At 55.7% G+C, this 15,772-nt stretch carries 12 protein-coding genes; 7 read left to right on the top strand and 5 right to left on the bottom strand.

Going from position 1 to position 15,772, the window contains the following annotated elements:
- Positions 1-371: 371 nt before the first annotated feature.
- The 3 genes from HB393_RS22010 (at position 372) to HB393_RS22000 (ending at position 3,056) form a co-directional block, all read left to right on the top strand.
- On the top strand, positions 372-860 hold the full coding sequence (locus tag HB393_RS22010) for a hypothetical protein (protein WP_213807368.1): 489 nt from the start codon (positions 372-374) through the stop codon (positions 858-860).
- Between the two features lie 422 nt (positions 861-1,282).
- On the top strand, positions 1,283-1,459 hold the full coding sequence (locus HB393_RS22005) for a hypothetical protein (RefSeq protein ID WP_213807367.1): 177 nt from the start codon (positions 1,283-1,285) through the stop codon (positions 1,457-1,459).
- A gap of 1,321 nt (positions 1,460-2,780) precedes the next feature.
- Positions 2,781-3,056, top strand: coding sequence for a KH domain-containing protein (locus HB393_RS22000; protein ID WP_213807366.1), 276 nt, complete (start codon positions 2,781-2,783; stop codon positions 3,054-3,056).
- Positions 3,057-4,684: 1,628 nt separating this feature from the next.
- On the opposite strand, the gene HB393_RS21995 is transcribed toward HB393_RS22000, so the two are convergent.
- The 3 genes from HB393_RS21995 to HB393_RS21985 all read right to left on the bottom strand — a co-directional run bounded on the left by HB393_RS21995 (position 4,685) and on the right by HB393_RS21985 (position 7,590).
- Positions 4,685-6,247, bottom strand: coding sequence for a Gfo/Idh/MocA family oxidoreductase (locus tag HB393_RS21995; RefSeq protein ID WP_218624043.1), 1,563 nt, complete (start codon positions 6,245-6,247; stop codon positions 4,685-4,687).
- A gap of 160 nt (positions 6,248-6,407) precedes the next feature.
- Positions 6,408-7,190, bottom strand: a complete 783-nt coding sequence (locus tag HB393_RS21990) for a PDZ domain-containing protein (protein WP_213807365.1) — start codon at positions 7,188-7,190, stop codon at positions 6,408-6,410.
- 28 nt (positions 7,191-7,218) lie between these two features.
- The gene (locus HB393_RS21985; protein WP_213807364.1) at positions 7,219-7,590 is read right to left on the bottom strand and encodes an aspartyl protease family protein; all 372 of its coding nucleotides are present in this window, start codon (positions 7,588-7,590) and stop codon (positions 7,219-7,221) included.
- A 90-nt stretch (positions 7,591-7,680) separates the two neighbouring features.
- Between HB393_RS21985 and HB393_RS21980 the strand changes: the two genes are divergently transcribed.
- The 3 genes from HB393_RS21980 to HB393_RS21970 all read left to right on the top strand — a co-directional run bounded on the left by HB393_RS21980 (position 7,681) and on the right by HB393_RS21970 (position 8,617).
- Positions 7,681-8,061 (top strand): hypothetical protein, encoded by a 381-nt coding sequence (locus tag HB393_RS21980; RefSeq protein ID WP_213807363.1) that lies wholly within the window; start codon positions 7,681-7,683, stop codon positions 8,059-8,061.
- A 188-nt stretch (positions 8,062-8,249) separates the two neighbouring features.
- Positions 8,250-8,399, top strand: coding sequence for a hypothetical protein (locus tag HB393_RS21975; RefSeq protein ID WP_213807362.1), 150 nt, complete (start codon positions 8,250-8,252; stop codon positions 8,397-8,399).
- Positions 8,390-8,617, top strand: coding sequence for a hypothetical protein (locus tag HB393_RS21970; RefSeq protein ID WP_213807361.1), 228 nt, complete (start codon positions 8,390-8,392; stop codon positions 8,615-8,617). The genes HB393_RS21975 and HB393_RS21970 overlap by 10 nt, the downstream gene beginning before the upstream one ends.
- Positions 8,618-9,063: 446 nt before the next feature.
- Here the strand turns inward: HB393_RS21970 and HB393_RS21965 are convergent, their stop codons facing one another.
- The gene (locus HB393_RS21965; RefSeq protein ID WP_213807360.1) at positions 9,064-12,387 is read right to left on the bottom strand and encodes a TonB-dependent receptor; all 3,324 of its coding nucleotides are present in this window, start codon (positions 12,385-12,387) and stop codon (positions 9,064-9,066) included.
- 220 nt (positions 12,388-12,607) lie between these two features.
- Here HB393_RS21965 and HB393_RS21960 point away from each other — a divergent pair, with 220 nt between their 5' ends.
- Positions 12,608-15,088 (top strand): beta-galactosidase, encoded by a 2,481-nt coding sequence (locus tag HB393_RS21960; protein ID WP_213807359.1) that lies wholly within the window; start codon positions 12,608-12,610, stop codon positions 15,086-15,088.
- 15 nt (positions 15,089-15,103) lie between these two features.
- Here the strand turns inward: HB393_RS21960 and HB393_RS21955 are convergent, their stop codons facing one another.
- Positions 15,104-15,742 carry a response regulator transcription factor gene (locus tag HB393_RS21955; protein ID WP_213807358.1) on the bottom strand — a complete coding sequence of 213 codons (639 nt, stop codon included), beginning with the start codon at positions 15,740-15,742 and terminating at the stop codon, positions 15,104-15,106.
- Positions 15,743-15,772: the final 30 nt, after the last annotated feature.

Raw genomic sequence — 15,772 nt, 5'->3', positions numbered from 1 at the left:
AGGACCCGATTCATCATGCGAGTGGTCCGCCGTCATGGCGGGTCTTTCTTTCCCGTCACCTTGATATTTTCAGCAGGAATGACCAGCTTTTGATAGTTTTCGCCTAGATGCTTCCCCGCATCCAAAACTACGCTCAGATGAAACAGGATAGCGAATGTGAGACTGGCACAAGAATTGTGTGCTTGTTCGCATGAGCAGTCTGTACGAGTTCTGACAGAGCAGCTTCGAGTCTTATGCGGATCTTCCGTTCACCAAGGAGAAAGCTTATTACTAAGGGTCGGCATCACCCATTGGAGATAGCAAACCATGATAACCACGCTGCACAGATTACCAATGGATTCATAGTTCCAAACACCTTCTAGAAGAAATAAATGAAAAATATACTGACCGCTATACATAATTTAAAGCATTCGGCCCTAGTAGTAATTGTAAGCTTGGCATTTTTCGATGACCCGGTTTGCCACGACGCTCTTTATGCAGCAACACCTGTTCAAACAGCCTCAACCGCTTCCGCAAAAGGACAGCCAATTCCTCGAAATTGCCTTGAGCAGTCTAAGTTCTTAGATGAGAACCTGCAGACGCACCCCCGGCCGGACGATTGGACATACGTTATTGTCTGCGATAACGCAGCTTGGACGGCACTCCAAGGACATCTCACAACCGACGACCTAGAGCAGACTTTGGACCCGGAGAGCGTCATGGACAAGAAGCGTCACGTAAGCTATTTCCATGCTTCTCAGTACCTAGAACCAGCATCGCTGCTACGACTGATCAGTACGTCTCTGCTTCTTAGCGATTTAGATCGTAATCGGCTTCATAAGGCTATTGCACCTGACAATCGAAACCCAACAGGAAAATAAACCAGATCGACCCTGCTTGCTGTCTACTGCAACCTGCTTTCCGTTCGGCTCGACGCGACCCGCGAGGAGGTCTCCTACAATCCGGCCCAGCTACGAACTCAAACACGAGAGAGCTGCGTCTTCCAAGAGGAGACTCGCGAAGTGTCCCAAGGTGAGCGCATCCGCTTCACCACCTATGACAAACATCTAGGCGTCCGCTCCGGTGATCTTGGCACCGTGCTCCATATCGGCCGGGGCAACTCCATCAGGGCCCAAGATAAGAACACGGCACGAATTGGACAGTGAGCTAAGAAACATTGCTGAAAACACTCTCAGATGTTCGCCACCCATTTTACCGTTAGGCGCCCGACATGGCATTTTAAAACCAACCATCATTTACCAGCTACATCTCAGGTTTGACGACACCAACGCAAGGCGGATCGATGTTGACCACCAACATTGGAGGCTGCTTGCGAGATGTAGATCAAATCGTAATGGAACAGAACCTTCATCAGATGGCCAATGCGGGTGAAGCACTGCTCAATTTGGTTTATCCCATTGAATTTGACCATCCGGCCAAGGTGTTGGAACTTACGCTGACGGTCAACTCCGTCGTCTGATCAAGATTGTTCACGAGATTCAATCGCCATGTTGGATTCATCGGGGGAATAAAGAACATTATGCAACGTCTGTTGATTCTGAATTCGGAACAACTGGATGGCAACCAACTGATTGTTCATTTCTCCGATCAGATTTACGCCATTTACACGCCTGACCAACTAGCGACACTCCTACCCAACAGGGAACCAGAGGAGGCAGAGTCGGAAATCTATAAATCAGACTGGCCTTGCTATGGGAGAAAGACCCGCGGTCCTCGTACTGAGCAACGATAGGCTTCGGTAGCCGCCTAAAACGGCGGCATGGATACGGAATGCAGCGTGAGAAGTGTGGCTGAATTGCTATGATATGCATGGAGGGGTGGCCTCAGTCTATCCGTGTGCCCTCATCAAATCGCTTGGGCCGATATCAGGTTATCGACAGCAAAGTCCGCACACTTTCTATGAATTCCGTAGGCGTCACCGCATACGACATGGGATAGACTTTGACTCTAGTATTGGCTGCAAGGGCACATATCTCACGTTGCTCCGCAGCAGAAATGCTGTGGCAGAGAACATAGAGATCGTACGGATTCTCGGCCATGGCTATTTGTTTTACAAACTCTCGTCTGGTTTGGGTAGTTTCCGCCTGCATCTCTGCTGCTCTCAGAATTGCACCCCGGGTATAGAGGAGAACGTCATCCTGACCATATACCAAAATGCTAGGCGTATTGGAGTGAGAGGATGGCATGTGTCCGGTCTACTGTGTAACACGGGGCTAAAGGGCTGAGGGAATCTGCACGATTCTGCCAGCTAATTATTGACCCAGATCGTCGAATAAAGTTGCTGTGAAGGTGGGCCCTTCATATGGATCGTCAAAGTAGAGCAGATCTAGCGCATGAGGTCTCAAATCCGCTAGAAGCGTTAGTCAACCTTATCTATTTGATCAAATTTGATTTAGATAACCCTCGAATGTTCTGGCCTATCTGGAGATGATGGATGGCAACTGGAGCGACTAACAGAGATTGTCCAACGCGAGTCAGCGTAGCACTTCAGTCTCCGAAGATCCCACCAAATCCACCCCTGACTGGATTGAAGTCATAACGATTCGGAAATTCCACGGTCTCACCCTTTCTCAATCTCTCGACAATATAGGTCTGCATTGTTCTCACCTCGCCCGTGGAGATGCCTGGGCCGCTCTTTCCGCCTATAGGCGAATAATAAGCGAAAATGCTGGTGGAGGGGGAAAGGCGAAGACGAGAGCGGGAGCATTCCCAATATGGAACGGGACAAATATAGGCTGGAGCAGTAAAACCCGCCTTATCATTTAGTGCTCCAATCCCCGATGAATGACATTCAAATAATCGTGGACTGGATGAATAGCCTAATCCAGATGCTGGTGGATTACCCAAAGGACGTTTTTGTGAAGGTAGTACCCACTTCAGATGGTTTCAATTTATCCATAACGGTCAATCCGGTTGACACAGAAAAACTGATCGGAAGGCGAGGGAGTACTGCTGAGGCGCTTCGACAACTCCTAGTGGAAGTCGGCATGGTGAAAAACCTGAAGCTTAGCTTGGAAATTGAGGGGCAACAAACTCCTCGGGAGAATGCAGTTTGATAGCTGTCAGCCTTAACGCGAGAGTATTTGTTTTGGGCATCCTGCTTTGGTCACCAAGCTGACGGTCTGCTCTAGTTCACCCTTTTTATTTTCTGCTCCACAAATCCAATCGCCCTCATACATCTAAGTGGACTTCCTTCTTAAAGATCAGCATTGTGCAATTGGGATTGAAATCCACTGATAGCGCTTCCTCCGATTTTTCGGCGCTGATCAGTTCGGCACACAGAAGTTCAGATATGCAGAATGACTTGGTTCGGTAAACCTTCGACCAACTTCGAGCTGGCTTGTCTACAGCCAATACGTGAACTCTGAAACCTTCTGCTGAGGGGACGATGAGTAGACGTGTATCCATGCCGGGCAGTATAGAACACGACTGTAATAACCTCGCGGCTAAGGAGTCCATAACATCCAACTTGGGAAATAGGACAAAGCTCACCGTCCCGGATTTTTCAAGAAATGTTCAATTGCAGGGAGACATTGGTACAACTTCTCGGAAAGTCCCTCTACCGCACTCGCCAAACTCAGCCAGCGTCGCAGCTTTTCTGCCATTGTTTTCTTATTGGGGAAGCTTGACGCAGCTCCCGGGCAACTTGTTCCAATTGGGCTACGCCCGCAGAAAGACGATCTATATCGTCAAGTGTTACAGAAGAGATAGCAACATTCGTGGTTGAATTGTCGGTTGAATTGTTGTATACGCGTCCCTGTGAGTACGGCATTTGTATTATGTTCACAACGGTGGGCGTAACGATGTTCGAGATACGCCTAGCCCTAAACTTTGCTTCGCGCATTTTATTGGCTGCAACTCTACAGAGTTGGTTGGCAACGCGCTGCTGTTCTCGCGAATACTCACTTTGGACAACGGCAATATTCGAAACTACCAATGCAAGGCTCTTTCGAGATCCGCCTCTAACAACCTGCCAACGCCGGGGAGACACCTGCGAGCATCGCTGCCAACGATATCGCTATCTGAAGATGAATTTGGCAACTAGAAGTTCGCGGGAATCTACATTATGGGTTGCGGTTAGGCTGAATGGAAGCCCTTGTACCTGAACTGAACAGCCACGCCCCATGCCGACAGCTTATTACGTCTATACTAGCCACCACCTACAATTCCCAATGCTCCCATGTTCGATGTTGCCGTACTCGCCAGAGTGTCGTATTGATTGCAGGGGTCTTTCCGGAAGAGGTCGTCAGCCATGGATATAGATTATTTAGAGATTTAGCGGGTGGGAATTGGGCGTTAGCCTTAGGCCTTTAACGGTTGTTAGTATCGTCGACGCTTAAACGCTCAAAGCTCTAGTCCCTTTGGGGTCACATGAAGTGTTTCGGAGAACCGTTTAGGGTCCTCGTCTGCAGAGTCGTCCAGAACGACCATTCCAGGGCCCAGGTTCTCTCCATTGATTTCGGTGGTGCGGGGATCCCCTGTTTTAGATAAATGAGCAAAACGCTGCTCTCGTCGGCGACCTGGATCTCGCCCACAGAATCCCGTCTCTTTTCGAAGCAACTACCTACTTCCCAGATGTCCTGGCGCGCACATTGGAAATTCAAAACCCTACATGCAGCCCCATCTAATTTCGAACTTAATCGTCAGGTTGAATGTATGTTCGGTTTTGCAGAGGATGGCTGGATCAAGAAAGTGCCCAACCGGTGCGGTCCTGCCGCCGTATGTACTGCGCAGCCTGAGGACAGTTTTTTGCAACCATCTTCGGTCCGTCCCATTCGATCTTCTGGCCAACGCGCAAGGACACGCAGCCCAGCAGCATGATCTCTACAAGGCGCGCGCCGATATCAAAGCGCGAGTAGCACATCTCCGGCTTGTTCGCCTTGATGGCATCAAGCCATTCCAGCGCATGAGCCTGCACGAGGTTCCCGGCATGGTGGTTGCGCGTGATACGCTCCGGATATTGCGCCATGGCCGGATGCTTGAGGTAGTTAACGAATTCTTTCTCGCCCTTCAGCTTGACGAAGAAATTGGTCCCGTAATCGTCCGGTGAAAAGACCGTGCCTCCTTCGCCAACGAGCAGGCAGCCGCTGTCGGGAAGTTTGCCTTGCAGCGCAATGATATCGGCGGTGAGTTCTACAGGCGGCTTGTTGGTTAGGTCATGGCCGCCACGGGCTGTGGAGTCAGGCTCGCCGCCGTCGTACCACCAGAGTGTCATCGGGTCGTGCTCGATTTTTTTGTAATGGTGGAAGAGATGCGGATGCTCAAGGGGAATGCGGCCATCGCGTTTAGGAAAGGCAAACCGGATTTTGGAGCCGACAGGAAAGGACTCCTTGTTCATCTGGCCGAAAGGCATGGCTTCGATCTCTGTGGGGGAATCGAGATCCAGAGCACGAAAGGGCATATTGACCGTGTGGCAGGCCATATCGCCCAGCGCGCCGGTACCGAAATCCTGCCAGCCGCGCCAGTTAAATGGCTCGTAAATTCCATTTTTATCCTTAGGGTTCCGGCTGCCGACATAGGGCCGCGTCGGAGCTGGGCCAATCCAGGCATCCCAATCTAACGTTGCAGGGACGGGGTCTTCTCCAGCGGGACGTTCCATTGCCTGTAACCAGACCGGACGGTTTGTCCAGACATGGACTTCATGCACCTGTCCGATGAGACCGTCCTGAATCGTCTCCACCGCACGGCGAAGACCGTCCGAGGCACTGCCCTGATTGCCCATCTGCGTCACTAACTTATGGTCGTGGGCCATATTACGCAAGTAGCGCGCTTCATAGATCGTTTGCGTCAGCGGCTTCTGGCAGAAGACCGCTTTGTTCCTCTTCATTGCCGCCGATGCCACAATGGCGTGCATGTGATCCGGCGTGGAGATTGTCACCGCATCGATCTGATTGCTCATTTGATCGAGCATTTGGCGGAAGTCCTTGTAGAACTTCGCGCTCGGATATTTCTTTGTCTGCGTCTCATAGGCCGCGGAACCTGAATCCACATCGCACATCGCAACGATATTCTCACCGACGCAGGCATCGGTATCGCTGCGGCCTTTTCCGCCGATGCCGATGCAGGCGATGTTCAGTTTGCTGTTGAGATTCTGCCCGCGCACAACTGCAGGCACGCCGAAGGCGAGGGCACCGGCGGCGAGAAAACTGGTTTTGATAAATTCACGGCGGTCGACACGCGAGGGCGCAGTCTCAGAGGCGTTCAAAGGGAGCAAGTCTTCGTTTGGATTCGGCACGAGCACCAGCATACACGGACCCCATTTGCTGATACCAGCCCTGCGAGAGGATATCTTGGCGCCAGCGCCGGTGTCAGTCCGAGAAACTCTCGTCGCGGCAGGGACGCCGGATGCGGAGTCCGAGGCGATTACTCAAGATAAGCCGACTTTTGAGTACCACAGCTATTTTGCATCAGAGCACGTCGCTCAAGGTGACGTCGTAGTTGTGTTCGACGCCATCGCGGCGCACCGTCAGGTGCAACAACGTACCAGTAGGCTGTATGAAAGCAGGATCGTTTAAGTTATCTGCTGGTTTGGCTCCGTTGATGGCTGTGATGAGATCTCCGCGCTTGAGGCCTGAGGACTCCGCCGGGCTGCCGGGGAAGACAGTCTTCACCTCGTCGCCACCGGGCAGATCGTCGTAGATTAGGCCGGCGCGGTTGAAGAGTTCTCGCGTGTCCCAGCCAGGAAGTTTTTCGAGATACATCACACGGTGGCGGCAATCGACGGTGACAGCGAAGTGTTTCAGGGTGCTTTGGCCGATGTTGCCCGCCAGCTTCTGGACATAATTGTCTTTCGCGGTCAGCAGCCTGACGACGGGATTACGCAGAATGATACTGCCGAGATCCAGGGTGTGAAGGCGCGCGAACCATGCTTCGGGCGCATCGCCACCGAGGCCCTTGCCGTTATAGCCTCGCAAAGTGGCGTGCAGTAATCCCGGCAGATGATGCTTATCCACAAAAGCTGCGTTCAGAAAGAGGCCGGTCTCGTTTCCTGAGTCGAGTTGGAGGCGGCCGCGGATACCGTCAACCTTTGCGTCGAGATAGATGCCGTTACCGTGCTTGTTCAGGATGAGTGGGACGGCTGCGCCACTGCCGACGTAGGTGAAATGCGGCAGGGCGTAAAAGGTTAGTTCGTTGCGCTGAAAGTCCATGCGCACGGCGAAGCGCTGAAGAAACTCCCAGCCCACGAGCATCTGTGGAATGCCCTGGCTTGAAGGTATCTCAAGGACGTAGAAGGTCTGATTGTGGACGATAAGGTCCCCAATCCTGAGTGTCGATTTTTGTCGTATGGACCTTGACCCCGCCGCCGATCGCTCCGAAGTCAATGGAATTGTCGTTCATCTTGAGACCGAGTTGCGTCGCGAAGTTTGCACTGATGACGTTGACTGCACCGATGTCGAACACTGTGGCGAAGGGACCTTGACCATTCACCTTCATTTGGAAGGTGAGACCACCTTCGGCCGGGATGGTTACCTGCCCGGAGTCTGGCATGGTGTAGTCGGTAAAGGCTGACTGCGCCTGCGCCACATGGGCGAAGATGAGACAGCAAGTGAGCAAGGCTGAAACCCAGAATCTGAAATTCGAAGTGGCCATGAAGAGACGATACACAGCCGAAGGTTAGACGCGGAACTGACGGAAATCATGTCTTCTATTTGCCAATCGGCATTGGTAACAACAAACGCGTTGTCGTCATCAATTTACGCACTGAAGCGGCCTTCGAAGGCGACCCCTACACGGTGGCGAGCTCTATCTTCAAACAGATACGAAGGTCAGCAAGATGCCGACCGCATCATCGCCCGAGCCAAGGAACAGGGACAGCAGCAGATCCGGGAACCGGAACGAGGCGTGAGTCAGGCGCAACATGCCGTGCCTGCGAAAAAGACATACTGGCAGCAGCCCTTGACCGTGGCATGGGCCAGGCGACTTCCAGCCAAGTGCGGGAGGAGTTCGAGCGTAGAGCGCAAGCAGGGGAGTTTAGCCATATTTGAGAACGTCGGGACGGGCCCTCAGTGCACGACCGCCGCGATGCTGCGCATGGAACGCGAGACCATCGCCCACATGTAGGCGGGAAACCGGCGCCGTTTCGAGGACCCGATGCTGGTTTCTCCGAGTATCCGGATTGCAACGGAGGACCGCCACCCGGAGTTGAACGCTAGCCAGTTCCGCGCTGTCGATGAAATCTTTCTCTCGCGCGAAGAGATTGTCGGTTTGGATGAAGTCGCGGGCGGGAGCAAGACACGACGCTGGCAGTCGTGCGCGAGGGTGGGGAGAGAGCTGGATATACCGTGGAGGGTTTTGCGCCCACATGGAGGGCCGCGCAGAAGCTCGTTGAGGCCGTGATCAAGACCAGGACTTTGCAATCACATCTTGCCCAAGGCCAGAGGGTATCGGCATGGTGCTGATCGGAATGCCCGGCATCGAAAAGGGAGTCGCTCGCTTCCCTCAGTTTTATTCACGGATCGGCTTCGTCCATGAGTTCCATCCCCTGGACGAAACACAGATGACCAGACTTCTGAACGAACTGTGGTTACCGGCTGGAGTGAGACTTCCTGACGTAGTGCTCGCGCCCGACGTGATCGCCACCCTGATCCGGATGAGCGGCGGAATTTCCGGCTGCTGACCCGCCTTCTAACCCAAGTCGAGCGCATCCTCAAGGCCAATCGGTCTGAGATAGTCTCTAAAGAGATTGTCACCACAGCAAAAAACAGTCTCGTCATCGGACAAGGCTGAACTCGAGTGTCCGAACACTTACGCAAATAGCGCTCAAATATCTACGCCACATTGCGATCCAACTCTGAATTTGAAAAACCGAGAACAAAATGGAAGACAACCTAAGAATTGAGCTGACCTAATCAAGTGATCGATTCAGCAGAGTTCGATCTAAGGAATGCTTCTTCACCAATGCATGGTCCCGCTTGCGGGAGGGCAATTATCCAAATTCGGGAGATCAGCCGATGCAAAGGACTACGGTTTCACGTTTCGTTGTTTGGCTTTCTTCAGAGCTACGTTAGAAGCGCTAAGACTCCTGCGAACACGCGGAGCTGTGTCTTGTATGCATTGATCGAGTTAAAAAGTGAGTTTGAGGGCGGCCTGCATGAGCCTCGGAGCGATGGGTCCGATGGTGGTGATCTGTCCGAAGTTGCCGCTGGAGGGATCGTTGTTGGGGTTGGCGAAGCTAGGGCGGTTGAAGGCGTTGAACATCTCCCAGCGGAACTGCACCCTATACCGCTCACGGTAAGCCAAGTTCTTCATAAGACCGAGATCTGCGGTGTTGATGCCGGGTCCTTGGAAGATGTTGCGGGGCGTATTGCCGAAGGTGCCGGGTGCGTTGGTAGTGAAGGCTGCCGTGTTGAAGTACTTGGCCAACTGCTGCGCCCTGCCTCCCTGGCGAAGGCCTAAGGCGGTGCCAGGACCATTGCCAGGTGCGAAGTCGGCGCGATCGCCGTACTGTTGCGCACCAGAGTCGTTGCCGCCGTTGCCACCATAGATACCAAAGGGCAAGCCGGATTGCATTGTATAGATGCCGCTGATCTCCCATCCGCCGAGCGACTGGCGGAGGAGGACGTTATGCCCGGCCAGCAACGGCGTGCTGTAGACGAAGTTGGTGACGGAGATGATCGGGATGTTAAGGTCGGATTTGCCGTAGTTAAAGCGCAGGCTGCCGGGCGTGGGATTGGCCAAGGCATTGCCGAAGGAGACACTGTTGCCGGAGAAGGTGTCCTGTGTACGCGACCATGTGAAGTTGGACTGGAACTGAAGGTTGTGCGACAGTCGCTTTTCAACTCCTACTTGGAGGGAGTTATAGCTTGCTGTGCCGACACTGCTGGACTGGAGAATCTGTCCGAAGGCGGAGAAAGTGGTGCGCGATCCACTGAGCGTGGCGTTCTGAGCATTGTAGATGCCGGGGTTCAGATCGATAGGCAGGACCTGATGATAGGACTCGCTGCCGACGTAGGCGAGATGGAGGGCGAAGTCGTTGCCGAACTGCTGCTCGACGGAGAGATTCCAGCTCTGCGTGGTGCCGAGTTTGAAGTCTCGCGAGAAGACGGCCCCGACGCTGACGACGCCCGGAGGAAAGGCTGCAGTGGAGGGAGGATTCTGACCGGCGGAGGCGAAGGGCGGGAAGGGGCTGACGCCCCCGGTGCCGGAGTTGATGTAGGTGTAGGGGTTCTGGAAAGGGATGAATTGGGTGGCGGTTCCGTTGAAGGCGTAGGTGGGGCTGAAGGGGCTGATGTCGGCGGTATGGTTGTAGATAGAGTATTCCAGCGGCGAGTAGAAGGTGCCGTAGGCGGCGCGGATGGCGGTGTTCTGGAGCGAGTGGGGCTGCCATGCTAGTCCGATGCGGGGACCGAATTGGTTGTAGTCGCGGGGCAGCAGGGAGGAATCAACGCCCTTGTCGCCGGGGAAGACGAGGCCGAGGGGAGCGTTGGGGTAGCGTGTGCTTTGCTGGCCGGGGATGAAGGCTGCTCCTCGACCATTCTTGACTGTCGGCGGGAGGTTGGGCTCCCAACGGACGCCTCCAGTGAGGGTGAGGTTAGGCCGTATCCGCCATGCATCCTGAGCGTAAATGCCGAGGACAGTGCCGGTCTGGTTCTGGGTCTCGCCGCCGCCCTGGAGGAAGCCACTAGCGCGTCCGAGGAGGAAGTCCGCGAGGCCAAAGCCGGAATACTGGCCGTTGAAAGTGACGCGTGCGTTGGCTGGATATGCAGCGACTTCGTTCGCGTACTGATGGAGCGCGTTGCCGCCGACGGTGAGGGTGTGCTCGCCGAAGATCTTAGAGAAGTCGTCGTTGATAGTCCAGGTGCGGCGATCTTCAAGATTAGGTGCAGAGTAAGGCTGGTTGAAGCCATTGGTAATCTGGATGCCGCCCTCGGGGTAGCAGGTGCCGGCGGGGTCTACGACGTTGATGAACTGGGAGAGGCAAACGGCCTGGCCCTGGTTGTTGGTGACGTGGGCGGCGGAGAAGAAGTCGTTCTGAAGCCATGCGCCGGAGAGGACATTGACGGAGGTGGGTGAGATGGTCCAGGTGTGCGTGATGAGCTCGTTGTAGAGCCTGCCGCGCAGGCCGAGGGTGCTGTTGAGGATGTTTCCGTTGAGCGTCTGCTCGGGTTGATCGAGGAACTCGAGGAAGCTGCGGACGGCGAGCCGCTGGCTTTTGCTAATTTCGTAATCAACCCTGCCGGTGGCTTCCTTGTAGGTGTACTTCTGCGGGGCTCCGGCGTAGTTGACCTGTCCGCTTGAAGGGGTCTGGCCGAGGGGAACGAGCGCGGAGAGAGCGACGGCGGCAGGCGCAAATTGGGCGGGATTGATCTGGTTACGCTTCCCGGCGACGGTAGTGAACGGTGCGCCAAGAGTCTGCGGGACCGCGCTGAAGTCGCCGGCCAGCATGGCTGCGGTGGGAGTGAAGGTGGTGTTGGTGCCGGTGGACGTGCTGCCCTTGGTCTCCTGGTAGTTGCCGAAGAAGAAGAGCTTGTCCTTTTTGATGGGACCACCGAAATAGCCGCCGAATTGATTGCGCTTGAGGGGATCGACGGCGTGGGTGAAATAGTTGCCGGCGTTTAGGTCGTTGTTGCGTAGGAATTCGAAGAGGCCGCCGTGAAACTGGTTGGACCCAGACTTGGTCTGGATGGTGACGACTGCGCCGGGCGCGAAGCCGTAGCGTGCGTCGAAGTTATTGGTGATGACACGAAATTCCTGCGTCGCGTCGGCGTTGGGAAATGGGGCTGCGAGCAAAAGGTAGGTATCCATATTTTGGACGCCGTCGAGGAGATAGTAGGTGCTGCCCTGGCGGCCACCGTTGGCCGATGCGCCTGTCTCGTTGGGAAAGGCGTTGGTGGTCTGCAAAACACCTGCTCCGCTGCTAAGGACGTTGGTGGTGCCGGGGGCGAGAAGGACGAGGCTGGAGGGATCACGGCCGTTGAGCGGAAGCTCTTTAATGGAGCGCTCGTTGACGACGGCGCTGAGTTCGGCGGTGCTCTGATTAATGACGTTGCCGCCTGCAGTCACAGACACGGTATCGCTGGTTGCGCCGATGGTGAGGACGGCCTTGAGGGTGGCAGCCTGTCCAACTGTGAGGAGGAGACCTGTCTGAACGTTGGTGGTAAATCCCTGCCGGCTGATAGTAACGGTGTAGCTGCCGGGGGGCAGGGTGGTGAGGGTGTAGGTACCTGCTTCGGTCGTCACTGCCGTCTGAGTGAGGCCGGTTCCTGTATTCAGGGCCGTTACCTGAGCGCCGCCGATCGAGGCGCCGCTAGGGTCGTTGACCGTACCGCTTACCGAGGCATTTGTGGTCTGGGCCTGTAGGGGCGCGCCACATAACGCGATCAAGGTGAACAGGAAAAGGGAGCTACGCAGAGTGTTCACCGCGCGCGCAAAGAGATTCAGCTTCATTGACGACCTCGAAGATTGCTTGCCGGGGAGAGATGGATTCATTACCGAGGAACACAGTACGCCGGTTGGACGACAGTGCGAATCCGTCGAAAGTTGGAGTGGACGCATTCTGTGCGCATAGTAACCGAAGTGGTTATCACGGGAACTTTATCGGCCACTCCGTCGATCGTCTGATGCACAGGACGAGAATGTCAGGTTGAATACTCCCGAGGCTTTAATCTTGCCAATCAAGTGGTTTCCCCGGACATACACTGTCCTCGTCTCTCTCGCAGCGCTGCTATGGCTTGTCCCGGCTGCGGACGGGCAGATCCTGGTGAACGCCAGAGCTCCGTATACCGCGCCTGGACCGACTGCGTTCCAACCCGGGAACGCTACCTCGCCGGATGGTCATACGCTAGGGCTGAATCAGCGATTTCTCACACGCGATGGCAAGCCATGGCTGCCGGTGATGGGAGAGTTCCACTTCTCGCGTGTGCCGGCAGCGGAGTGGGAAGAGGAGATTCTGAAGATGAAGGCAGGCGGGGTGGATGTAATCGCCGCCTACATCATCTGGCTGCATCATGAGGAGGTCAAGGGACAGTTTGACTGGAGCGGCGACCGGGATCTGCGGCACTTCGCACAGCTTTGCGCTAAACACCACATGGCTCTTTACGCGCGGATTGGACCGTGGGCTCACGGGGAGGCTCGTCATGGCGGTTTGCCGGACTGGGTGCTTGCACAGGGTCCCACGCGGGTGAACGATCCTGCATACATGGCGGCGGTGGCTACCTTTTACGGAGCGATCGGCGAGCAGTTGAAGGGGTTGCTGTGGAAGGACGGCGGCCCGGTGGTCGGCGTCCAACTGGAGAATGAGTATGCGAATAGGGCGCCGGGTGGCGGCGAGGCGCATATCCTTGCGCTGAAGCGGCTGGCCCTACAGAGCGGGCTTGATGTGCCGTTTTACAGCGTGACGGGATGGGACCATGCGGTCGTTCCTGCGGGGGCTGTGCTGCCGGTCTTTGGAGGATATCCGGACGCGCCGTGGGATGCTTCCCTGAAGAATCTGCCGCCGAACGAGGTATATACGTTTCGCTTCGAGAATCGAGTGAGCGGCAACATGGGGGCGATCGACGGGACGAGCGGTGCGTCTCCGTCGTACGCGGATACGCCTTTTCTTACGGCTGAGGTAGGGGGCGGGATTCAGGATACGTATCATCGGCGGCCGGTGATGAGGGCGGATGATATTGCTGCGATGTTCCCGGTGATGCTGGGGTCAGGTGTGAATCTGTATGGCAGCTATATGTTTCAAGGCGGGCAAAATCCTGAAGGGCGCCTCACGACTCTGCAGGAGTCGCAAGCGACTGGCTATCCGACCGATGTGCCGGTGAAATCGTATGACTTTCAGGCACCGCTGGGGGAGTTTGGCCAAGAGCGGGAGTCATTCCGAAAACTGAAGGTGGTGGACTATTTTCTGCAGGCGTTTGGCGAACAGCTTGCGCCCATGAATCCACATGCTCCTGCGGTTCTGCCGCAGACGCCGGGCGATCTTTCGGTGCCGAGGCTTGCGGTGCGCTCGAAGGACGATGCGGGCTTTCTGTTTGTAAACAACTATGTGCGTGGTGCTGCGATGCCGGCTCGTGCAGGATTCCAGGTGAAGGTGGCGCTGCCGGGAGGTGATCTACTGCTCCCAGAGCGGCCGCTCGATGTGCCGAGTGGGAGCTACTTTATCTGGCCGTTCTACATGGACCTGGGCGGATTTATGCTCCGCTACAGCACGGCGCAGCTCTTCACAAAGATTATGGGAGAGAGGCCAACATATGTTTTCTTCTGCGTGCCGGGGGTGCGGTGCGAACTTGCATTTGCGGATCATGCGGGGCTAGTGGTCGAGACGTCTAGCGGCAAGCTACGACGAAATGGGAAATTTGTAACATTGAGCAATTTTGCTGCGGATGCGGACACCGTTCTCTCGTTGAAGAGCGCGAGAAGGAAGACGGTTCAGATTCTTGTGCTCACCCAGAAAGATGCTGAACGGGCGTGGATGGTACGGCTTGGGGGAGGCGACCGGCTGTTGTTTACGGCAGGCGAGTTCTTCGCGGATGAAGGCAGTATCACGCTGCGGTCGAATGGTGATCCGACGTTTCGGATGCGGGTATTCCCTGCACTCACGGCATCCCCTGCGGCAAGCAGTCCACTGACGCTGCGGCAGTTGCCACAGGCATTCAGTGAGCTCTCTGCGCGGCTCCCGTCGTTCGATCCGAAGGTGCGTGTGACAGTGTCCGGACCTGTGGGCATTGCGCCTATGGTCAAGATGGGTCCGCCTCCGACGTGGAGACCGGCGGGGGTAGCGCAGGCGCCGGACGATGCAGGGTTCGTCCATGCTGGGACGTGGAAGCTGATGCTCGATAAGGACCCACTGCATGGGCTGAGTGACCTGTTTCTTGATGTGGACTATACGGGTGATGTGGCGCGCTTCCGCGATGGTACGCATCTGCTCGACGACAATTTTTACAATGGCATGCCTTGGACGATTGGAATGAAGCGCTTTTTCGAGCGACATCAGACGGGTGATCTGACGCTGCAGATTCTGCCGCTACGGGCGGACAGCCCGATCTTCGCGGAGGATGGCGTGCGGAGTGCGCTGCCGCGGTCTGGCCAGGTGGGGGAGTTGCGCTCGGTTCGAGCGATTCCACAGTATGAACTGAATCTGCAGACGCAGCCGTGAGAAACGGAACCTTGGTCAGAAGTGAACGAGGCCGCGCTGTAGCGCGGAGATGACGGCCTGCGTTCGATCGACCGCGTTGAGCCGCATGAGAATAGTGCTGACGTGACACTTGACGGTGGCTTCGGTGATACCAAGCAGCTCTCCGATGCGCTTGTTGCTGTTCCCGGTGGCGAGGAGATCGAGGACCTGCTGCTCACGATGACTAAGCTCTGAGTGGGGCGGGCGCGAGGCAAGGGCAAGCTTGACCGGCACAGGCAGGAAGCGGCCGCCGGAGTAGACGCGCGCGATGGCCTGGAGCAGCGAATCGTAGGGCATGCCTTTGATGATGTATCCCTGAGCACCAGCTTCGAGCGCCTGGTGAATATCCTCATCGCCTTCGTAGGTGGTGAGGACGACGAAGCGCGCCTGCGGATGGAGGCGACGGATGCTGCGGATGGCTTCGACGCCACTCATCTGCGGCAGGCGCAGATCCATGAGGGTGATGTCGGGGAGATGGCGCTCATACTGCTCGATGGCTTCTTCGCCGGAGGAAGCCTGCGCGACGGTGGTCATGTCGGGTCGACCGTCGACGATGGCGGCGACTCCGACGCGCATGAGGGGATGGTCGTCGACGATGAGTACCTTGATCGTTTGCGTGTCTCTGCTTTGCGCCATCACGATTCCCACCACTTCGTCCTACTATTA

The sequence above is a fragment of the Granulicella sp. dw_53 genome (assembly GCF_018449545.1).
In the GTDB taxonomy this organism is placed as follows: Bacteria; Acidobacteriota; Terriglobia; order Terriglobales; family Acidobacteriaceae; genus Edaphobacter.
This window is presented reverse-complemented; position numbering and strand designations above follow the sequence as displayed.

Excerpts from the sequence above, each read along its gene's own strand:
- HB393_RS22010 (WP_213807368.1), top strand. The coding sequence starts at position 372 with ATGAAAAATATACTGACCGCTATACATAATTTAAAGCATTCGGCCCTA.
- HB393_RS22005 (WP_213807367.1), top strand. The coding sequence starts at position 1,283 with ATGTTGACCACCAACATTGGAGGCTGCTTGCGAGATGTAGATCAAATC.
- HB393_RS22000 (WP_213807366.1), top strand. The coding sequence starts at position 2,781 with ATGAATGACATTCAAATAATCGTGGACTGGATGAATAGCCTAATCCAG.
- HB393_RS21995 (WP_218624043.1), bottom strand. The coding sequence starts at position 6,247 with ATGCTGGTGCTCGTGCCGAATCCAAACGAAGACTTGCTCCCTTTGAAC.
- HB393_RS21990 (WP_213807365.1), bottom strand. The coding sequence starts at position 7,190 with ATGCTCGTGGGCTGGGAGTTTCTTCAGCGCTTCGCCGTGCGCATGGAC.
- HB393_RS21985 (WP_213807364.1), bottom strand. The coding sequence starts at position 7,590 with ATGGCCACTTCGAATTTCAGATTCTGGGTTTCAGCCTTGCTCACTTGC.
- HB393_RS21970 (WP_213807361.1), top strand. The coding sequence starts at position 8,390 with ATGGTGCTGATCGGAATGCCCGGCATCGAAAAGGGAGTCGCTCGCTTC.
- HB393_RS21965 (WP_213807360.1), bottom strand. The coding sequence starts at position 12,387 with ATGAAGCTGAATCTCTTTGCGCGCGCGGTGAACACTCTGCGTAGCTCC.
- HB393_RS21955 (WP_213807358.1), bottom strand. The coding sequence starts at position 15,742 with ATGGCGCAAAGCAGAGACACGCAAACGATCAAGGTACTCATCGTCGAC.